This window comes from Paenibacillus sp. yr247 (genome assembly GCF_900103825.1).
In the GTDB taxonomy this organism is placed as follows: Bacteria; Bacillota; Bacilli; order Paenibacillales; family NBRC-103111; genus Paenibacillus_E.
The window spans coordinates 546,142-562,822 of sequence record NZ_FNIF01000002.1 but is presented as its reverse complement, the minus strand read 5'-3'; the positions used below and the strand labels follow the sequence as shown (position 1 = coordinate 562,822).

The 16,681-nt window shown below is 36.3% G+C and carries 21 protein-coding genes and 4 tRNA genes; 17 read left to right on the top strand and 8 right to left on the bottom strand.

Features of this window, described 5'->3' with window-relative positions:
- Nucleotides 1-169 precede the first annotated feature (169 nt).
- The 3 genes from BLT91_RS07380 to BLT91_RS07370 form a co-directional block, all read right to left on the bottom strand.
- Nucleotides 170-706 carry a hypothetical protein gene (locus tag BLT91_RS07380; protein WP_090818816.1) on the bottom strand — a complete coding sequence of 179 codons (537 nt, stop codon included), beginning with the start codon at nucleotides 704-706 and terminating at the stop codon, nucleotides 170-172.
- 232 nt (nucleotides 707-938) lie between these two features.
- Nucleotides 939-1,103, bottom strand: coding sequence for a cortex morphogenetic protein CmpA (cmpA, locus tag BLT91_RS07375; protein ID WP_090818813.1), 165 nt, complete (start codon nucleotides 1,101-1,103; stop codon nucleotides 939-941).
- Nucleotides 1,104-1,233: 130 nt separating this feature from the next.
- Nucleotides 1,234-1,587: a hydrolase/acyltransferase gene (locus tag BLT91_RS07370; RefSeq protein ID WP_090818810.1), complete on the bottom strand. Its 354-nt coding sequence runs from the start codon at nucleotides 1,585-1,587 to the stop codon at nucleotides 1,234-1,236.
- A gap of 113 nt (nucleotides 1,588-1,700) precedes the next feature.
- Between BLT91_RS07370 and BLT91_RS07365 the strand changes: the two genes are divergently transcribed.
- From BLT91_RS07365 to BLT91_RS07355, 3 genes are all read left to right on the top strand, one after another.
- Nucleotides 1,701-2,174: a SprT family protein gene (locus tag BLT91_RS07365; protein WP_090818807.1), complete on the top strand. Its 474-nt coding sequence runs from the start codon at nucleotides 1,701-1,703 to the stop codon at nucleotides 2,172-2,174.
- 20 nt (nucleotides 2,175-2,194) lie between these two features.
- Nucleotides 2,195-2,270: transfer RNA gene (locus tag BLT91_RS07360), tRNA-Asn, on the top strand.
- A gap of 8 nt (nucleotides 2,271-2,278) precedes the next feature.
- A tRNA-Ser gene (locus BLT91_RS07355) sits at nucleotides 2,279-2,367 on the top strand.
- 112 nt (nucleotides 2,368-2,479) lie between these two features.
- On the opposite strand, the gene BLT91_RS07350 is transcribed toward BLT91_RS07355, so the two are convergent.
- Entirely contained in the window at nucleotides 2,480-3,310 is an 831-nt protein-coding gene (locus BLT91_RS07350; protein ID WP_090818804.1) for a magnesium transporter CorA family protein, read from the bottom strand.
- A 149-nt stretch (nucleotides 3,311-3,459) separates the two neighbouring features.
- On the opposite strand from BLT91_RS07350, the gene BLT91_RS07345 reads away from it, so the two are divergent.
- Nucleotides 3,460-3,531, top strand: a tRNA-Glu gene (locus tag BLT91_RS07345).
- An 18-nt stretch (nucleotides 3,532-3,549) separates the two neighbouring features.
- A tRNA-Leu gene (locus BLT91_RS07340) sits at nucleotides 3,550-3,631 on the top strand.
- A 125-nt stretch (nucleotides 3,632-3,756) separates the two neighbouring features.
- On the opposite strand, the gene BLT91_RS07335 is transcribed toward BLT91_RS07340, so the two are convergent.
- Nucleotides 3,757-4,887, bottom strand: a complete 1,131-nt coding sequence (locus tag BLT91_RS07335; RefSeq protein ID WP_090818801.1) for a tyrosine-type recombinase/integrase — start codon at nucleotides 4,885-4,887, stop codon at nucleotides 3,757-3,759.
- 221 nt (nucleotides 4,888-5,108) lie between these two features.
- On the opposite strand from BLT91_RS07335, the gene BLT91_RS07330 reads away from it, so the two are divergent.
- From BLT91_RS07330 to BLT91_RS07295, 9 genes are all read left to right on the top strand, one after another.
- A complete protein-coding gene (locus BLT91_RS07330) occupies nucleotides 5,109-5,783 on the top strand; it encodes a helix-turn-helix domain-containing protein (RefSeq protein WP_090818797.1) in 675 nt (224 codons plus the stop codon).
- 49 nt (nucleotides 5,784-5,832) lie between these two features.
- Nucleotides 5,833-6,021, top strand: a complete 189-nt coding sequence (locus BLT91_RS07325) for a helix-turn-helix domain-containing protein (protein ID WP_090818794.1) — start codon at nucleotides 5,833-5,835, stop codon at nucleotides 6,019-6,021.
- A gap of 45 nt (nucleotides 6,022-6,066) precedes the next feature.
- Nucleotides 6,067-6,201, top strand: coding sequence for a hypothetical protein (locus BLT91_RS33480; protein WP_302847468.1), 135 nt, complete (start codon nucleotides 6,067-6,069; stop codon nucleotides 6,199-6,201).
- Nucleotides 6,202-6,277: 76 nt separating this feature from the next.
- Nucleotides 6,278-6,898: a hypothetical protein gene (locus tag BLT91_RS07320; RefSeq protein WP_175532138.1), complete on the top strand. Its 621-nt coding sequence runs from the start codon at nucleotides 6,278-6,280 to the stop codon at nucleotides 6,896-6,898.
- A 78-nt stretch (nucleotides 6,899-6,976) separates the two neighbouring features.
- The gene (locus BLT91_RS07315; protein WP_090818788.1) at nucleotides 6,977-7,888 is read left to right on the top strand and encodes a hypothetical protein; all 912 of its coding nucleotides are present in this window, start codon (nucleotides 6,977-6,979) and stop codon (nucleotides 7,886-7,888) included.
- Between the two features lie 202 nt (nucleotides 7,889-8,090).
- A complete protein-coding gene (locus tag BLT91_RS07310; RefSeq protein WP_090818784.1) occupies nucleotides 8,091-8,654 on the top strand; it encodes a hypothetical protein in 564 nt (187 codons plus the stop codon).
- A 607-nt stretch (nucleotides 8,655-9,261) separates the two neighbouring features.
- Nucleotides 9,262-10,539: a hypothetical protein gene (locus BLT91_RS07305; protein ID WP_090818781.1), complete on the top strand. Its 1,278-nt coding sequence runs from the start codon at nucleotides 9,262-9,264 to the stop codon at nucleotides 10,537-10,539.
- A gap of 191 nt (nucleotides 10,540-10,730) precedes the next feature.
- Nucleotides 10,731-11,381: a DUF5677 domain-containing protein gene (locus BLT91_RS07300; RefSeq protein WP_175532137.1), complete on the top strand. Its 651-nt coding sequence runs from the start codon at nucleotides 10,731-10,733 to the stop codon at nucleotides 11,379-11,381.
- Between the two features lie 138 nt (nucleotides 11,382-11,519).
- Nucleotides 11,520-12,608, top strand: coding sequence for a hypothetical protein (locus BLT91_RS07295; protein ID WP_217635187.1), 1,089 nt, complete (start codon nucleotides 11,520-11,522; stop codon nucleotides 12,606-12,608).
- 116 nt (nucleotides 12,609-12,724) lie between these two features.
- Here the strand turns inward: BLT91_RS07295 and xerC are convergent, their stop codons facing one another.
- Nucleotides 12,725-13,399, bottom strand: coding sequence for a site-specific integrase (gene xerC / locus BLT91_RS07290; RefSeq protein ID WP_090818773.1), 675 nt, complete (start codon nucleotides 13,397-13,399; stop codon nucleotides 12,725-12,727).
- 23 nt (nucleotides 13,400-13,422) lie between these two features.
- Nucleotides 13,423-13,677 carry a hypothetical protein gene (locus BLT91_RS07285; RefSeq protein WP_302847480.1) on the bottom strand — a complete coding sequence of 85 codons (255 nt, stop codon included), beginning with the start codon at nucleotides 13,675-13,677 and terminating at the stop codon, nucleotides 13,423-13,425.
- A 364-nt stretch (nucleotides 13,678-14,041) separates the two neighbouring features.
- Here BLT91_RS07285 and BLT91_RS32670 point away from each other — a divergent pair, with 364 nt between their 5' ends.
- Nucleotides 14,042-14,143: a YjcZ family sporulation protein gene (locus tag BLT91_RS32670; RefSeq protein WP_254776821.1), complete on the top strand. Its 102-nt coding sequence runs from the start codon at nucleotides 14,042-14,044 to the stop codon at nucleotides 14,141-14,143.
- Nucleotides 14,144-14,339: 196 nt separating this feature from the next.
- Here BLT91_RS32670 and BLT91_RS33815 read toward each other — a convergent pair whose 3' ends face one another.
- Nucleotides 14,340-14,576 carry a spore germination protein gene (locus tag BLT91_RS33815; protein ID WP_175532136.1) on the bottom strand — a complete coding sequence of 79 codons (237 nt, stop codon included), beginning with the start codon at nucleotides 14,574-14,576 and terminating at the stop codon, nucleotides 14,340-14,342.
- Between the two features lie 817 nt (nucleotides 14,577-15,393).
- Between BLT91_RS33815 and BLT91_RS33810 the strand changes: the two genes are divergently transcribed.
- Complete coding sequence (locus tag BLT91_RS33810) at nucleotides 15,394-15,636, top strand: NfeD family protein (protein ID WP_090818763.1); 243 nt, start codon at nucleotides 15,394-15,396, stop codon at nucleotides 15,634-15,636.
- A 7-nt stretch (nucleotides 15,637-15,643) separates the two neighbouring features.
- Nucleotides 15,644-16,576 (top strand): SPFH domain-containing protein, encoded by a 933-nt coding sequence (locus BLT91_RS07270; protein WP_090818760.1) that lies wholly within the window; start codon nucleotides 15,644-15,646, stop codon nucleotides 16,574-16,576.
- Nucleotides 16,577-16,681: the final 105 nt, after the last annotated feature.

Sequence of the window (16,681 nt, the reverse complement as noted above, 5' to 3'; positions counted from 1 at the left end):
GCTCATAACGCCAAACCCGAGCGCCGTACTATACCTTTCTCCGCATCATCCTTTCTTAAGTTATTTAAGTGGATGTTTCTCCACATCATCCTCTCTTAAGTTAATCAGCTTATTGGCTCTCCACATCATCCTCTCCAACAAGTACTACATCTTTTTGCGAAAGGAGAGATCATTTCTGAGCTTGCCTCACATCCTTCACTGAGTAAACCACGACATTCCGTTGACCAGCGACAACGGAGAGCATTCCCTCCAGCGCAAAGCGTTTCAGCCATTCAGCAGCGATACGAATATTTACATTACATTCGAAAGCGACATCCTGTAGTCGTACTTTGCCATTACAACGCTTGGCTATTTGAACGACAAGCTGCTTCCTTAATTCCCACAAGTCCGCTTCTAAATTGGCCAAGGACGAAGAAGGTTTTGTACTAGAGGACTGCTTCGGCTGCATCAAATAGACATTGCTTCCATGAACCGAATGTTTCTTATCCTGCAAAAACTTTCGTCGCTCTTGAACGAAATAATTCTGTCTTACATCTTTCAGTCTTACTTCTTTCTGCCTTACATCTTTCAGGATGAGATCAATCTGATCTTGTCTTAAACCGCGCTGAGCAATCCATTCAGACCCACTTATCCAACCGCCAAATCCTTGCCGACTCCAACCAAGTTCTCGCATTTTTCTTAACCAACTTCGTGTTTTAAGGTGCACTCTACCGACTCCCCTTTTTATTAATACGAAAAAGCACACCGAACCGCAGAACCATTCTGCAGGATCGAGTGTGCTTCACTCCATACAAGTATTACATTTATTTACAGTATAGAGGGCACATTTCAAATATGCAACCCTTTTTTAACAAATGTTTACTTTTATGTATCTTTGTTTTGTGAATTGTTATAGCAAAAAAGCCAGCACCTGCTTCACACAAGTACTAGCTCTTTTATCAAAATTTACGCTTGCCCGGTCCGTCCGTCGATTGGGTGTCAGGCCACTCCTCTTGTGAGCGGCGGGTGCGGTAAAAGTACCAGCTATCATTCAGCAATCGGATTTGTCTGCGGTTTTTGTTCTGGAAGGCCCGCATTAATTGATTACAGAGCCATTGCGGCATATGCCCATCCCCTTCTTCGCCATGTAATAATAGCATATGAAGGTTCACTCTGCTCGGTGCAGGTCCTTTTGGTTTGCTTTACTTTTTAGCTTGGCATTTTTGCCGGAGCGCGGGTTTTAACATCTTAGCCTTAACCTTCAAATTCCTCTTCATACCACTGTTCCAGCTGAGCTTGAAGCGCGCGGATTTCGGTCAGCAAAGAGATAAGCGGATACGTTTTCTCCTGAATGCCAGCGAAGGTTTTTTCCAGATGATTGATGTAATCAAGGCCTTGAATGAGGGTATGCGCTGTGCCGATCAATTCCAAGTCATCACATTCTGCAATGACGCGAGGAAGCTGAGGGACATGGTCAGCGGTTAATTTGTCTAATTCTTTGTGCAATCTTTGATTTAGAGCTGTCAATTGATACGAATAGGAAGAGGGCATTTCTACGAATTCCAATTGCTGTTCAAGCTTAAGAATGGCATATCTCATTTGTGGCATGGGGTTGTTCAGATCCTTTCTATGTAGAGCTTTCGATCTTCTTTTCTACTTGACAGTATAGCCGTACATACGGTACAAATTCAAGAGAGAACTTGTCAAAGGAGCGTATGGGAATGGAGGATCGGGAGCTGCAGCAATGGATCGAGCAGATCTCTATGGCATCGTTTGGTAGGCCGTTTGTACATCAAGCGCGATTTAACCGGAGATTAAGGTCAACGGGCGGGCGCTATTTTACGAAATCCCATGATATCGAAATTAGTTGGATGCAGTGGGAAACGTTTGGCCGAGATGAAATTGAGAAAATCATTAAGCACGAACTTTGTCATTATCATTTGCATATATTAAAGCGGGGCTACCAGCATCGGGATCATGATTTCAAAACCTTGCTGGCGCAAGTCGGAGGTACCCGGTTCTGTCGTTCGCTGCCGCGTGCTTCCCAAAAGCAGTCTTTTAAATACAGGCTGGAATGCGTCAACTGCAAAACCGAATACTATCGCAAGCGAAAAATGGATGTCCGTAAATACGCATGTGGAAAATGTAAGGGGAAATTGAAATCGTATACACTTGACTTACTAACGCCTTCATAATAAAATAAAGCTTGTTCCATTCCCTGATAGCTCAGTTGGTAGAGCACTCGACTGTTAATCGAGTTGTCACAGGTTCGAGTCCTGTTCGGGGAGCCATATCTTCTGGAGAGATACCCAAGTGGCTATAAGGGGACCCTCTGCTAAGGGGTTAGACTGCGTTAGCGGTGCGAGGGTTCGAATCCCTCTCTCTCCGTATTTGAAATTAGCTGGAAATAAGCTCAATGGCGTTCATGCCGTTGGGCTTATTTTTTGTACATGGTGCTTAAAACCAATGCTTACGCTTAAAGTAGTACCACATGATACCGCTAACTATGATCATTAGGATCCAGACATATAGATAAGACAAAAGTTAGGGGGAGAAAGATCGTACTAAAAATCGTTAAAGTCTTCATAATTTCATTCATCCGGTCGGACTTCATACTCATTTGGAGCTCGAGGAGTCCGGTTAACGATTCTCGAAAGATGTCAAAAGAATCCACGATTCGTGAAATGTGGTCCATAATATCCATGAAATACACATCATCTTCTTTACGTGTGTAGGGGAAGGAGTAGTGCGCGATGGCGGAAAGGGTGATTCTTTCTTCCACGATGACACGGCGCAGCTGATGCATGGATCTTTTGAGCTGGAAAATATCCTGCGCAATGCGAATCCTAGGGTTACGGTACACGGCCTGTTCCATACTGTTCAGGCGTTCATCAAAATGATCCGCAACGACAGAATAATCATCGACACAGCGATCGAGTATCCCATGAAGAATAGTTCCTGGATGACTTAACCGCTCTGGGACCTCTTGGCATGTTTGGTAAAGTTGATCGATGAAGGGGAGCTTGTTCTTGTATACGGTTATCACAAAGTTAGATCCGATCACGATCCCTATTTCTCGAGGTTCAAGCTGATCGGAGATGGCGAAGAAGGTAAGGAATATATGATCCTTATAGGTATCCATCTTTGGTCGTTGATTCAGCTTAATGGCGTCCTCAATGAGGAGAGGGTGGCACTTGAATAAGTCCCCTAGGACGTGCTCTACATCATCAGGAGCAGGGTTCTCCATTCGTATCCAAGCGATCTCGCTCGGCCTGGGAACTCGTTCTGCTGCCTCATGGACCGTGCCATGGGTAGATTCATAAATTAGCATGAGTGACCAGCAACTCGAGTATGTTGAATTGGTCTCAGCATACCATATTTGTCGTTGAGTATTCCAGATTTTGTGCTTGTCATCTACGAAATAATCTATTATAATAACAATTGTCGTTAAATGGGCTGCAAATGCTTACAGACATTCGTGGCCCGTTGGTCAAGTGGTTAAGACACCTCCCTTTCACGGAGGTAACAGGGGTTCGAGTCCCCTACGGGTCATTGTTTCTTTTATACCTCGCGGTCGTGGTGGAACGGCAGACACACCATCTTGAGGGGGTGGCGCTCACAAGGCGTGAGGGTTCAAATCCCTCCGACCGCATCCCAGTTTTATAAGCAGGAAACCCTTACTAGTTAAGGGTTTTTTCTTTTTCTATTAGCGTTCCACTTATACTTGTTTTTCTCTCACTAAACCAATTTGGCAACATTTTGGCAACCTTTACTATACTAAAGCGCATTTGGAGCCTTAAAAATCATTTGACCAAGACCATTTGCCGCATCTTCTTGCATGTTAGGCAAGACGTGAGAATATCTATCGAGTGTGATTTGCACAGAAGAATGTCCCAAGCGTTCCGAAACCACTTTTACATGAATACCCATCTTAAGCATCAATGTAGCATGAGTATGTCTCAAATCATGAAAACGAATTTTGGAAAGTCCTGATTTCTCTAATAATGAAGCCCAGACGGTACTCAGACTTCTAGGAAGCATTTTTGTACCCTTTGAAGTGCATACGACCAAACCACTGTCTTGATACATTTCCCCCAATTGCAAACGCTCCTGAGAGGTCATAGAACGGTGTTTCTTTAACGCAGATATGGTTTCAGGTGATAAGGCAATGGTGCGAACGCCTGAGGCTGTCTTTGCTCCCTGTACGAACTCCTTACCATCATGGCTCAGTGTTTGCGTAATACGTAGTATAGAACCCTCCAAATCAACATCTTGCCACCTTAACCCCAAAATCTCACCTTGTCTCATCCCAGTCATAATTGCAAGATGAAAAGCAATGTAATATCTGCTACTACGAGCTAAGTCTAGGAATGGTTGTACTTCGTTTACGTCCCAAGCCTTCATTTCTTTGTGGCTCACTTTTGGTTTATCAATTGCAGATGCAACGTTCTTCTGAACGAGTTTCATCTTTTCAGCTTTGTTTAAAGATGTATTGACCACATTAAAGATTCGTTTAATAGTCCCATCTGCTAAGCCCTTTTTATGTAGCTCATTGATGAATTTTTGAATATGTAAAGAATTTAGATTGCAAAGTTGGATGTTTCCAATTGAAGGAATTACATGTGTTCTAATAATTTGTTCGGTAGTTTTTGCCGATTGTCTTTTTATTGTATTCTGTTTCTCAATCAACCACTGAGTCAGATATTCTTTATAGAGTATCTTAGAAGGCTCCATATATTCCCCTCTATTCAAAGCACTTTGAGCTTCCACTAGTGCCTTTTCAGCTTCCTTCTTTGTTTTGAATCCACGTTTTTTCTTATTCTTCCTTTTCCCATTTTCATCTTTTCCTAATTCTATTACATAGAACCACGGGTTTTTTTTGGCTTTTTCGTCTTTTAATACTGGCATATCTACCAATCCTCCTGAATTTGACTTACAGATTATCTGTCTATTTAATATTAATATACTTAATAGTCTGTGTCAATTCGTATGATATAAATGTGTTTTATACCTATGTTAAGCTTGATTTTGATGATTTTTCAAGATAATAAGTTTCAATCTTTACAGATAATCTGTTTTTGTGGTATATTGATTTTAGATGATAAATTAAATGTGAGGTGGATTGCATTATGAACGGTATTGGATTGGAATATATAGTTGATTTATTGACAATCAATTACAAAGATGTAGCTGAAGAACTTGGAATTAGTCCTAAAACAATTAATGATTGGGTAAAATTAAGAAGCCATGTACCTAACAAACGATTAAAGGAGTTGTCTGATTTCTTTGAGATTGATCCTGCATTGATTAATAATGAGCTAACTGAAGTTCAAAAATTAAAGTTAAAGATTAAATTCAAAGAAAAAGTGAATGAGATGCTTGATGGGAAAGAATACAACGGAATAAGAAATTGGAGAACTCTTATACAAGCATCAAAACAATTTAAGTATAGCGATTCAAGTGAACTTGAAAATCTTGAACGTGAACTGTTCCTTCTAGAAAGAATCGAATCTTTAAACACACAATTGAAAAAATTTACAACTGATTTATCTAACGGACAAGAGCATGATTATGAAAAAGAAATCGTAAAGTACCATAGATATATTTCAAACTTCATAAGCCTTATGGCAATGAAAGAAGGTAAGAAAGCGGCTATTATTAATGATCTAGTGTACTTTTTAATGGAATTTTATGATGTTGACCAAACAAAATGGGTAGAAAAAAATGCATTAATAGACTCTTCATATCATTATGAGTTTTTTAGTGAATTGAATAACATTCTTAAAAAGTACAATTTTAGGTAAGGAAATTTGGGCAATCTAAGAACAGGTTGCTTGAAGGGAGGTGATAGAAATGGCGACATATTTAAGTAAAGCAGACTATCCATCTGTCTTGAATGTTAAGAATATTCGGGAAATATTGGGAATTGGACGACCACAAGCATACCAACTCGTAAATTCGGGTGAGTTTTATTGTACGAGGGTTGGAAAGAGAATTTTAGTTGCAAAAGACGTTTTTCTTAATTGGTTAGAAGGGAAGTAAGGATGTTAAATTAGGGATTTTTTATCTCGTAACGGAGGAAAGTATATGCCAAGAAAAAGGGAATCTAACCAAATACAGATTGATGGAAAAGTTGCATATGTATATTTTAGAGGAAAGGATGCAGGGAAATTTGCTTTGATTGATTCTTATAATGAAGATATGATAAAAAAGCATCTTTGACAATGGTCAAGGGTATGCAATTGCAGATGTGTATATTGAGGGTAAAAAGAAGACGTTAAGTATGCATAGACTCATAATGGGAGTTACTGACAGCAATATACAAGTTGACCACTTGAATCACTTTAGAGCTGATAACAGGGAAAAAAACCTTCGTGTATGCTATAAAGGCGAGCCACATAATATGGAAAACACAAAAATTGACTTTTATTTTCCTGATATAGTTGAAATTACAAGAAATGTAGATGAAATTTGTTTTACATTAAAGGCTTCGAATGGCATTTATACTGATGTTCAATTTAACTATCTAAGGTTTGAAGATGTGTTAAAACACAGAAAATTCCTTTATGATAAGGGGCTAGAAATTGGTCTGCCTTCACTCATTGAAATATTCAAAGAAGAAGCATATGCCCTGATGGAGATGATTCCACAAGAAAGTGCTGAGTATAAAGATTGCTTGGAACTATTAGATTATTTCAAAATTAAGTACGAGGAGGCTCGTGAAAATGTAAATTGGGATGTTCATAAATTCCTTGAAGAGAATGACATTGATATATCAAAAGTACAAATTAATTGCCCATTCTTTCTGAAAGATGGAACGCTTGTGATTCTGCAAAGTGTTGGGATGACTAGCAAAATTAAAAAGGGGAACCCAGATATATCCAAGTTGATAGTTCACGGTAAGTGGCAGGATGAGTGATTCTTATAACATGCTAAAAGAAGAGAATAATTTTTCCGCTACTAATATCAAGTATAAAGAAAGAGGGGTATGCAGTGTTTGTTCGATACTATCAAATTGAAGGCTAATAATATTTACATTGAGGATTCTATATTTGAAAAACTAGTTGATAAGGTAGAAGATACAACATACTTTGATAGAGTTACGGGTGAACTTAACACTGTCTATAAGTTGAAGGACGAAAAGATACCCTACCTAGTTTATTATACCAATAGTCGAATATTGACATTACAAGTGTCAATTCCAAAGTTCTTGTTCGGAAACAACATAAAAATGGTTGCTCAAAACGATATATCTGATTTCTTTACGAAACTTAACAACCATTTATTAACCTTACTACATATAAATGTAGTACCTGCTGATTGGACAATTACAAGCAGATTAGACGTTAGTTGGAATTTTCAAGTAGGAACCAACGTAAGCGACTATATTATGCAACTGGCAAAACGGAAAATGCCATACAAAAACACGAATGTCTATAATCATAATGAAACAGTAATCTTTGAAAATAAGAGTAGTAGGATTATGTTCTATGACAAAATGAAACAATGCGTAAAAACCAAAGAATCAGACGAAATAATAAAACAGGCAGAAGGCATTCTAAGACTTGAAATTAGCCCTTCTACAGCGGATATAAAGAAATTCTCACCAAAGAAAAAAGCAATTGAACTATTAACAAGAGAATTTTTTGAACACATAACCAAGCCAATACTGGAAGGAATAACCTTCCATAACATAGATAATGAATTAAACCTTGAATGGCTTAAACAACAAAAAAGCATTAGTAGTGCGGAAACGATATTAGGGTTTAAAAAGATAAGTGAAACCTATGGAGATTCAGTATTAAAAGAGTTGTATTCAGCTAAAACACTTCTTAACCGTAAAAATATGATTGAACCAATAGTATTCCCAAAGGTTAACAAGCTAAAGGATTTAAAGATAGATTTATGAATCAAGTTGGACAATAGGGCAGGTTAATCCTGCTCTTGTTTGATTAGTTGACCACTAATGTCTATTAATGTTTTTGTTGGTTTTAACTTCTTTATTGAACTAACGGGCAGGTTACGCTAATCGACCAGCCCTCAGAGGAACTGAGTATCTTCATAACGAATAAACATGTTATGTTTATGGGTACATAACTGGAGGGATTTGGATGTTATACGATCTTTTTAATAAGTTCCTTGAATTGTCTGAATCACAGCGACCAAATTATCGAAAGAGTTTAGGTAAGGCTAAAGAGAATTGGTCACATATTATTCAGTTAACTTTAGAAGTTCCGAGTTTATTTGAAGTCATTTATAGTAGCGTTCAAGGGACTTGCAGGGGAATAAAGGATCAAAGGCTAATGGATTTTATTCCTGGTTATAGACTTATTCATATTGATGAAATTCTTGAGGAGCAAAAAATACTGGATAATTTAATAGCCAATGAGGTAGAAAGAGTATTGGCGCTTCCACTCTTGGTCAATTACTCCAGCGACTATATTTGTTGGGTCAAAATAAAGGAAGAAGAAAGTTGTATCTGTGTGTTGTTACATGATGAAGGTGAGTTGAAGGTAATGTATCGAACACCTGAAAAATTTTTAGAAACAATTATTGAGTTTTATAAAGAGGAGGTCTATTTTTTAGACAAAGAGGGCTATCTTGACTATAACTGGGAAAAAGAAGGGAATATCGGGTTAAGTTTAAACCCTAGCGTAGAATATTGGACTCTATAATTGGTATTGATTTCTAAACTAACGGGTAACGATAGTTACATAACGAAATGACCGCCTTAACCAAAGGTGGTCTTATTTTTTTTAATCTACTTTAAATATTGTGTTCAAGTCTGCTTCTTATGTTTGAAAAGCGATAGCGATAGATTACAACCTATGTACTTAAGAACTGGTTATAATCAATGCCCTTTGCGATAGCTTAACGATAGGATGCATTCTATTTCTAGTAGCCATGAATGGTTGGGTTATACCTCTGGGAGCTCATATGCGAGGCTAATAGGATTTTTGGATTAGGACTAAGGGCTGAACCAATTCAATTGAAACGAGAGCTTAAAGGTGGTATTGAAAGCATATGGTAGGGGCAGTGTTTATATCAAAAAGTATAAGGCATACTTCGTTTTAGGGTTCAACTGTAATACTCGGCTAGACCGCATAAAATCTGGATAGGAAATATTTGATGATTTGATGTGACTTGTTTTAAAAACTTGAACTTCTGCCGCTCACCCTTATTGGAAAGTGATGTGGATAACAAAAAAATATGATAAAATGGGAAAAAGTGTTATTTAGTAGACGGTGGGTATTAATTAAATCTGGAAGGTGTTTTACCTCTATGGGAAATACTAAATGTATATATTGCGGAAAAGAAGATAATTTAACTAAATCTGATATTATTCCATCTGGATTAACAAATAAAAAAATACTTAATGGAAATGTATGCTCCTTTCACAATCAAAAAATTAATATTGATGCCGAAAGCTACGTAATAAATGAATTAAACTTTTTAAGAAACATTTTAGGGATTAATACAAGAATAGGAAACCCAATTGTATTTGATGCTGTAATTGAAATTGATGACAAGTCGTTTCCTGCAAAAATTAGTACAAAGGAGCAATTTTATAAAAAAAATATTATTAGTGCGAAATTTAATGGGATAAAACATATATTAGGACCAATGGAAAAATTAAAAAAGATGAAATTCAAAAAAGGTACAATTACAGAAATAGATAACAATCAAATTTTCATGAATGCAACTATATTGAAAACAGACTTATTCAAATCAGAGCAAATGCTTCGAATGGTAGCAAAAATTGCTTTTGAGTGGTATTGCAAAGAAAATAATATAAACGACATGATTACTTCTTTTAAACAAACTATAGATTATATTGTAAATGGTATCAAACCAAATTTTAATGTAGTCGAAATAGTTACAGATTTAAATTTGTATATACAATTAAAAGAAAGTTTATTTCTAGGTTCCCATTCATTTTCAATTACTTATCAAAGAGATGGAGAAGTGTATGTTCTTTATTCTTTTTTTGGGCTTGTAATATACAAAGTGATAATAACTAAAATGCACCCTGTTTTTTTGCTGAAGGACACAAGAACTAATTTCTATTCATTGTCACTGGACGGGAATGTACAAATAATTAATACCCCGACGTTAATAACCCCATATATTCATTCAAAAGATGCTAGTTTGGCGTTAAAATTAATAAATGCGTTGTTATCAGAGAACTTACAAATATTATTAACTACTCAATTAATAACCATAAAAAGTTTAGAAGTTCATGTAATCAATATTGAAAAAACAATTTCTAAATTTGACCCAAATAGCTCATGCGATGATATTTATTTTGAATTGGTTGGAATAAAAGAGGATAGAGAGATAACGGTATTGTTTATTTTAGAACAACTAGGAAAACATAGTGATTTTTATAATGAACAACGTAATTTCAATGAAAACTTAAAGAAAATACTAAATACTGATGAGTTTATAAAAATAGATTCTAATCAATTATATAAGCAATTAGATGAAAGTCATCAAAAAGGTGAACTTATTCAATTGGTGAAAAAAGGTATTTCTGTTTATAGAAAAGCTATGAACTAGGTAACAATAATTAAAAGATTATTTGGACAGCAATGTCACTATGAAGAAAGTATGGAGGATTAGAAATGGAAATTGATTTTGATGAAGTTGGCTTTTTAGGAAGTCAAATTGACTCCATAATGAATCCATTTATTGAAGTAAATAAAGCATTGTACACCAAAATAGATGAAATGAATTAGTTTGCTATGACAATGAAAGATAGAGTTAAAATATATCCTGATAATATAAAGGGAATATTAGCGGCTACATTATTCATCAAAGTAACAAATTGTTTTCAAGCGATTGTTTTACTTAGTAAAAAAGGCTTAGGCATCGAATGTGCTATCCTTACAAGGGCATTACTTGAAGTTACATTCCCATTAAAAGCAATAGTAGAAAGCGAAAACTTTGTAGAGGAATTTATCTTAACAGAGAATTGGAAACGATTCAAACTAATGAATGTTATCCTTAACGATAAAAAGTCATTTAGTACGATACATTCGCAAATATCAGTGGAACAGAAAAAAGAATTGGAAGAAGAAATAGAAAGAAATGGTTATAAGGATATGAGTACAGAAGAGATTGCAAGGCGTGCAAATATGCAAACTTTTTATCAAACTGCATACAGAAATTTAAGTGAAGATGTTCATACGACAGTTAGGTCACTTGAAGCATATGTTGTCACTGATGAACAAGGCAACATAACTATGTTTGAAAATGGACCGCAAATATTTGAATTAAAAAAGCATAAGACTGCAATAATGTGTCTTCTAATAGCGATGGATAGCTTAAACGATATATTTGAATTGAAATTAGATAATAATATTAAACAGTTCGAAGAATTTATTTTAAATGGGTCATAGAACAATACTAGGCATCCCACCGTATCTAAATAAAAATAATGTATAATGGATATTAACGGAAATAATTAACTTAAAGTAAGATTTTAAAAAATTATATAGTGGGTGCGTTATATGTGGGAAAAATTCTACAAGTTATTGTTGTCATCAGAATTTAATATTTCTATTGCAATAGTTTCATTGATTTTAGGTATTCTGTTTTTTCTGTATCAGGAATTTAGACAACGTAAACAAGTGGATAAGGAAACAATAAGATTGACTGAAGAAATTGTAAATTTGATTATTCGAAATTGTGTCAACAAAAAATTATCACTCTCTCAAATCAATCTAAATTTTATGTTGGATGGGTTCATGTATCTCAAAAATTGTGAATTTAAATATACTAAAGAAGAATTAATAAAAATGGTTTATGCAAAGGTTTATGAAAATGAGCATATTAGTGATGAAATTAGACCTAAGTTACTTTTTGAAATAGAGGAAATAATTAATTCATTACACTACAACGAATCAGCGGAAAACACAGAAATTCCTACCAAGACCTCAAGTAATTTTTCTTTAATTACTACTATTTTCACTTCGATACTTACATTAATAGTCCCTGTTTTAATTACTAAAATTGAAGGGAATCAAAATAATTTAACTAGTTTTCTATTTGTGGTTGTAATTTTAACATCATGCGTTACAGCGGTGATTTTAATTGCAAGAACTTTAAAGTCTATTTCTACGAAAACAATAAAGTTAAATAAAAAGAAAAATAATCTAAATAATATAAATGAAAATGAAATTAACTTAAATACAAATGTTGTTTTGAATAATTTAACTACATTTAATGGCGAGAATGAAATCAGTTTAGATAGGTTTACTAGTAATGAATATCTAGTCATTGAAACATTTAAGAAAAGATATATTTTGGAAAAACTAATAACCAATTTATTTAATTTGGTTACCAAAGAAGATAGAAAATTCTATAGTGTAAACAGGATGGTTGGATTATTGAACCATGACAATATATTAGATACAAACATTGTAACTGTAATTAATGATACATATAGGTGGACAAGCCATGTTATTCATGGTGATGAGTTAAAATATAACGAAATTTATTACAGGGAGAAGTTATCTTTGATAGACAACTTAGCCAAGATTTTAATTAATAAAGTTGAAGAAATTAATCAGATAAACAGCCAAGCTGAAACTATCGAAGACGACTCCACTAACAAATCAGCATAAATTAAGTTGCATCATTATTACAACCTAAAAAAGATTGATTTTACCAAATGTATCGAAAGCTAGTCTTAAATTATTGGCAACATTTTTGGCAACAAACTAGAGATAACTAGCCTGAATTAAACAGAACAAGAGAATACAAAAATACCCGAGAAGCTTAATAGTAAATGCTTCTCAGGTATCACCAATAACAGCAAATAATGTACCTCTCGACATTGAGGGGCCAAATCCAATTTGAAATACATATTGATGTTCTTGCCCTTCCCAAAGCTCACCAGCTTCAACTTATCAACCTTCCAATTATGGTGGAAAGCCTTCATTTCTTGCATGAACCATTCCGGCATCCCCCATTCAAAGCCTATAAGCTCGCCGCGACGAAACCCTCCGAATATTACCCCAATGCAGAATAATCTCCACATTACTGGTTCTTTGAATAGTGCTTCTATTGCAAGCTGCGCTTCACCCTCATCGTAGTAATGCATTTCAAGTTGAACTACTTTCGGCTTTTTTATACCTTCCATTGGATGTTTCTTGAGCATTTGCCAGTCCATGGCGCGGTTAAAAAGGTTCTTGATTACACGATAAATATATTCGATGGTACCGCTAGAGAGTACATCACCTTGTCCGTCCTTTCGAGCTCCTGGCTTGCTTAGGTCATCAAGAAAAGTGACAATATGTAGTGATTTTATTTGATCCATACGCATATGACCAAAAACCGGGAGAATATGGTTTTTAAGGTGTAGATCGTAATTTCTAAGTGTTAGGGGAGCGAGCTCTTTAGTAGCATACTCCAGTCCTCTATAAACACTTCTTCAGATTATAAAAACTTTGACTTCTGGAAGACGATGGAATTAGAGCTGTTAACATATTTGACCTTCTCGTCAATCAGTGTCCGACCGGCGAAACCTATCACTTCTCCTGCTTCATTGTGGAGAGGGAATACCATTCGATTAGAGAATAGAAGCGATTGACACAACTGATTCCGCTCGATAAATTCGACTTCATATGTCTTTTTCAGCATTTCAAAAAGTTTGCTCGGATCAGCATGGCCAATTCCGAACGTCTGACCTATATTAAATTCGCGATGCAGAAGAAGTTGATATTGTTCTATTGGAATTAACGGAAGAGTATTTCAATTAGACACTGTTGAACCATTTAGTGGAGCAAAGGATTGGGAATGGATTGGTTACAGAGATGTTCTGAAGGCAGAGTTAAGCAAAGAATGGACTGAGGATGAAATGATCGATTCTTGAGATCAAGGTTGCTAAAATTGCCATTATCACAACCTTAATCCTACAACCTTCCCCCTTTTTCTGGACTTGCGTCCCGGTTTGCGTTTTTCGGTTGCCTCCCAGTGGCATACGTCCAATCAATCACTATGTACCGAGCGTATGATTATACCGTAATGAAAATTCACTTGAGGGGAATGAGTAAATATGAGTGGAAGTTGTGCAGGTTATGGTGTTGGTTCTAGCTCAGCAGCTGTTTTGGTTCTTTTTATTCTTTTGGTTATTATCTTAATGACTTTTGCAATTTAAACCAACATCACACAAAAACAAAAACGGTCTTATCGCGAAATAGATGCGAATACAGACCGTTTTTGTTTTTCTCGTTGTTGGGGTGACGAGTGAGTGCTAAGTGTGCTGGCTGGCAATACCAATATATGGTCAAGTGGATGGTTTCGCACTAGGTCTATACCCCCACTTCGATACCCATTTCGTGTTTACTTACCTTCTAGCCAGTTCCAGAGCGCTTTCTTCGATACTTTGATAACTCTCCATTACCGCTCTGAATCAATGTTATCGTTGCACTAAAGAAAGAAAACGTCATGGCGTGGGCACCAGTAACGCCGGCGCCGGCACCATTGAATGATTTAGAGATTTGAGTTGGCGCCATAATTATTAACGATTCACCGTTGATTATGGTCCCTGAGTTAGTGACTACTTTAGAGGCACCGATTATAGATGGCATCTGCATCAACTCTTTTCTTTATGATGTCCATATTATATGTGAGCTTGGCCTTTTTGCTTGGTTTAGTGAACATGTCCAGACCCATTTTTCAGTGGGGTTTGGTAGCAGTCTCGAGTAATTCCAAAGAAAACGAAAAACGTTTCACTAAACATGCGTGCAGTGAAATGCCTTCCAGAGCTTCCTTCTGTGACACTAACCTCGCCGCCTTCTGATGTCGATACGAATTGTATCGGTCTACACATTTCTGGAAATAGGCTTCGGCAACTTAGTAAATCTTTGAGCAACTTCCGCAGCTTCCCGATCCAACAGATCCAGAAGCGCTGGACAACTTGCTGCCTTGGTCGCCCTCACTGCCATTGACTTGTCGCGTTATTCATGTCTTGATTACAACATAGAACAGCCCTCAACTTGATGACAAGGTGGGGGCTGTTTGACGCTTAAAATTTCTACTCGTTCGTTAGGTTTGGAATTTTCCAGGTGGTGGCATAGAAAAGAATGAAACCCCTATAGAGGCCGCGTAAGGAGTATTTTTCGTTCATAAGTAACCGCCTCCTTTGTCTTTTTTATTGACATAGTCAAGCATGATATCACATAAATCTTAACATGGAATAGATGCTGAAAGCGAGGTGCGGAAACAAATTGCTTTGGTTAATTTGGCTTATTTTAGCCGTTTTATTTGTGATTTTCGAACTTAATACAGGTGCTTTTTACATGTTAGTTCTAGCAGCCAGTGCTTTAATTTCAATGATCACTGCAATATTCCATTTTTCTATTCTGATACAGCTATGTGTGTTTATTGCCTTTGCCTTTTTGATATATGTTTTTTTTGCTACCTATTGCACGCAAGCTAATACCTTCATCTAATGAACTGTTGCCTTCACCGAATCAATTAATAGGTCAAAAGGCATACGTAATAAGTGATATCAAACCTGGTGAGGGTGGTTTGGTTAAAGTGAATTCCGATATGTGGAGTGCATTCGCAGATGAGATGATTAAAGAAGGTGAAGAAGCGATAGTAATAGATGTTAAGGTCACGAAACTTTATGTAAAAAAGGGGTAGGTGTAATATGGTAGGGGTTATTGTATTTCTTTTTCTCATCATTCTTATTGTTATTGTTATCGTTAAAGGAATTAGGATTGTTCCTCAACAAACCGTAGCGATTGTTGAAAGAGTAGGAAAGTTTTATAAAACACTTCATGCAGGTATTAACATAATAATCCCAATTATCGATAATATTCGCAGTCGACATGATTTAAGAATTCAGCAAGAGAAAGTTCCATCCCAATCAGTTATTACAAAAGATAACGTGGCAATTGGTGTCGAACTTGCAACCTTCTTCTCAGTGGTTGATCCTAAATTAGCTACATATGGAATTGCTAATTATGTGCAAGGAATTCATAATATTGTTGCTTCTGCTTTACGCTCCACGATAGGTAAAATGGAACTTGATGAAATTCTTTCGAATCGTGATCGAATTCAGGCTGAATTGCGTCAAGCACTAGATAATGCTTCTGAAAACTGGGGAGTGAGAATCGATCGGGTAGAAATTTTACAACTGGAAATTCCAATCGATATACAAACTTCAATGGAAAAGCAAATGAGAGCTGAACGAGAAAAACGGGCGAATATATTGCAGGCGGAAGGGGAAAAACAAGCTACCGTTCTTCGTGCAGAAGCGCAACAATCCGCAGTTATACTTGCAGCGGAAGCGGAGAAGCGTCGTCAAATTCTTGACGCTGAAGCAAAACAAAAGTCACAGGAACTTGAAGCTTTAGGACGTGCGGAAGCCATTAGACTTGTGGCGAATGCAGAGCGTTCACGAATACAAGCACTAAATGAAGCCGGTCTTAATTCTGAGATTCTTACTTATAAGTCTTTTGAGGCTCTTTCAGAGATGGCCAAAGGAGCAGCATCAACAATTTTCATCCCAACGGATGTTGTTAGTACTTTAGGCTCAGTTGGAGCGATGGCGAAAATATTCAAGTTAGATGAAAAATAGTGATAATTAAAACATCATTTAAAAATCCAGAAAAATAAAGTTAAAGATGATCGTAGTCGGTGGATAATCCGACTTGCCATCGTCTTTTTTTACGTTATATCGGGT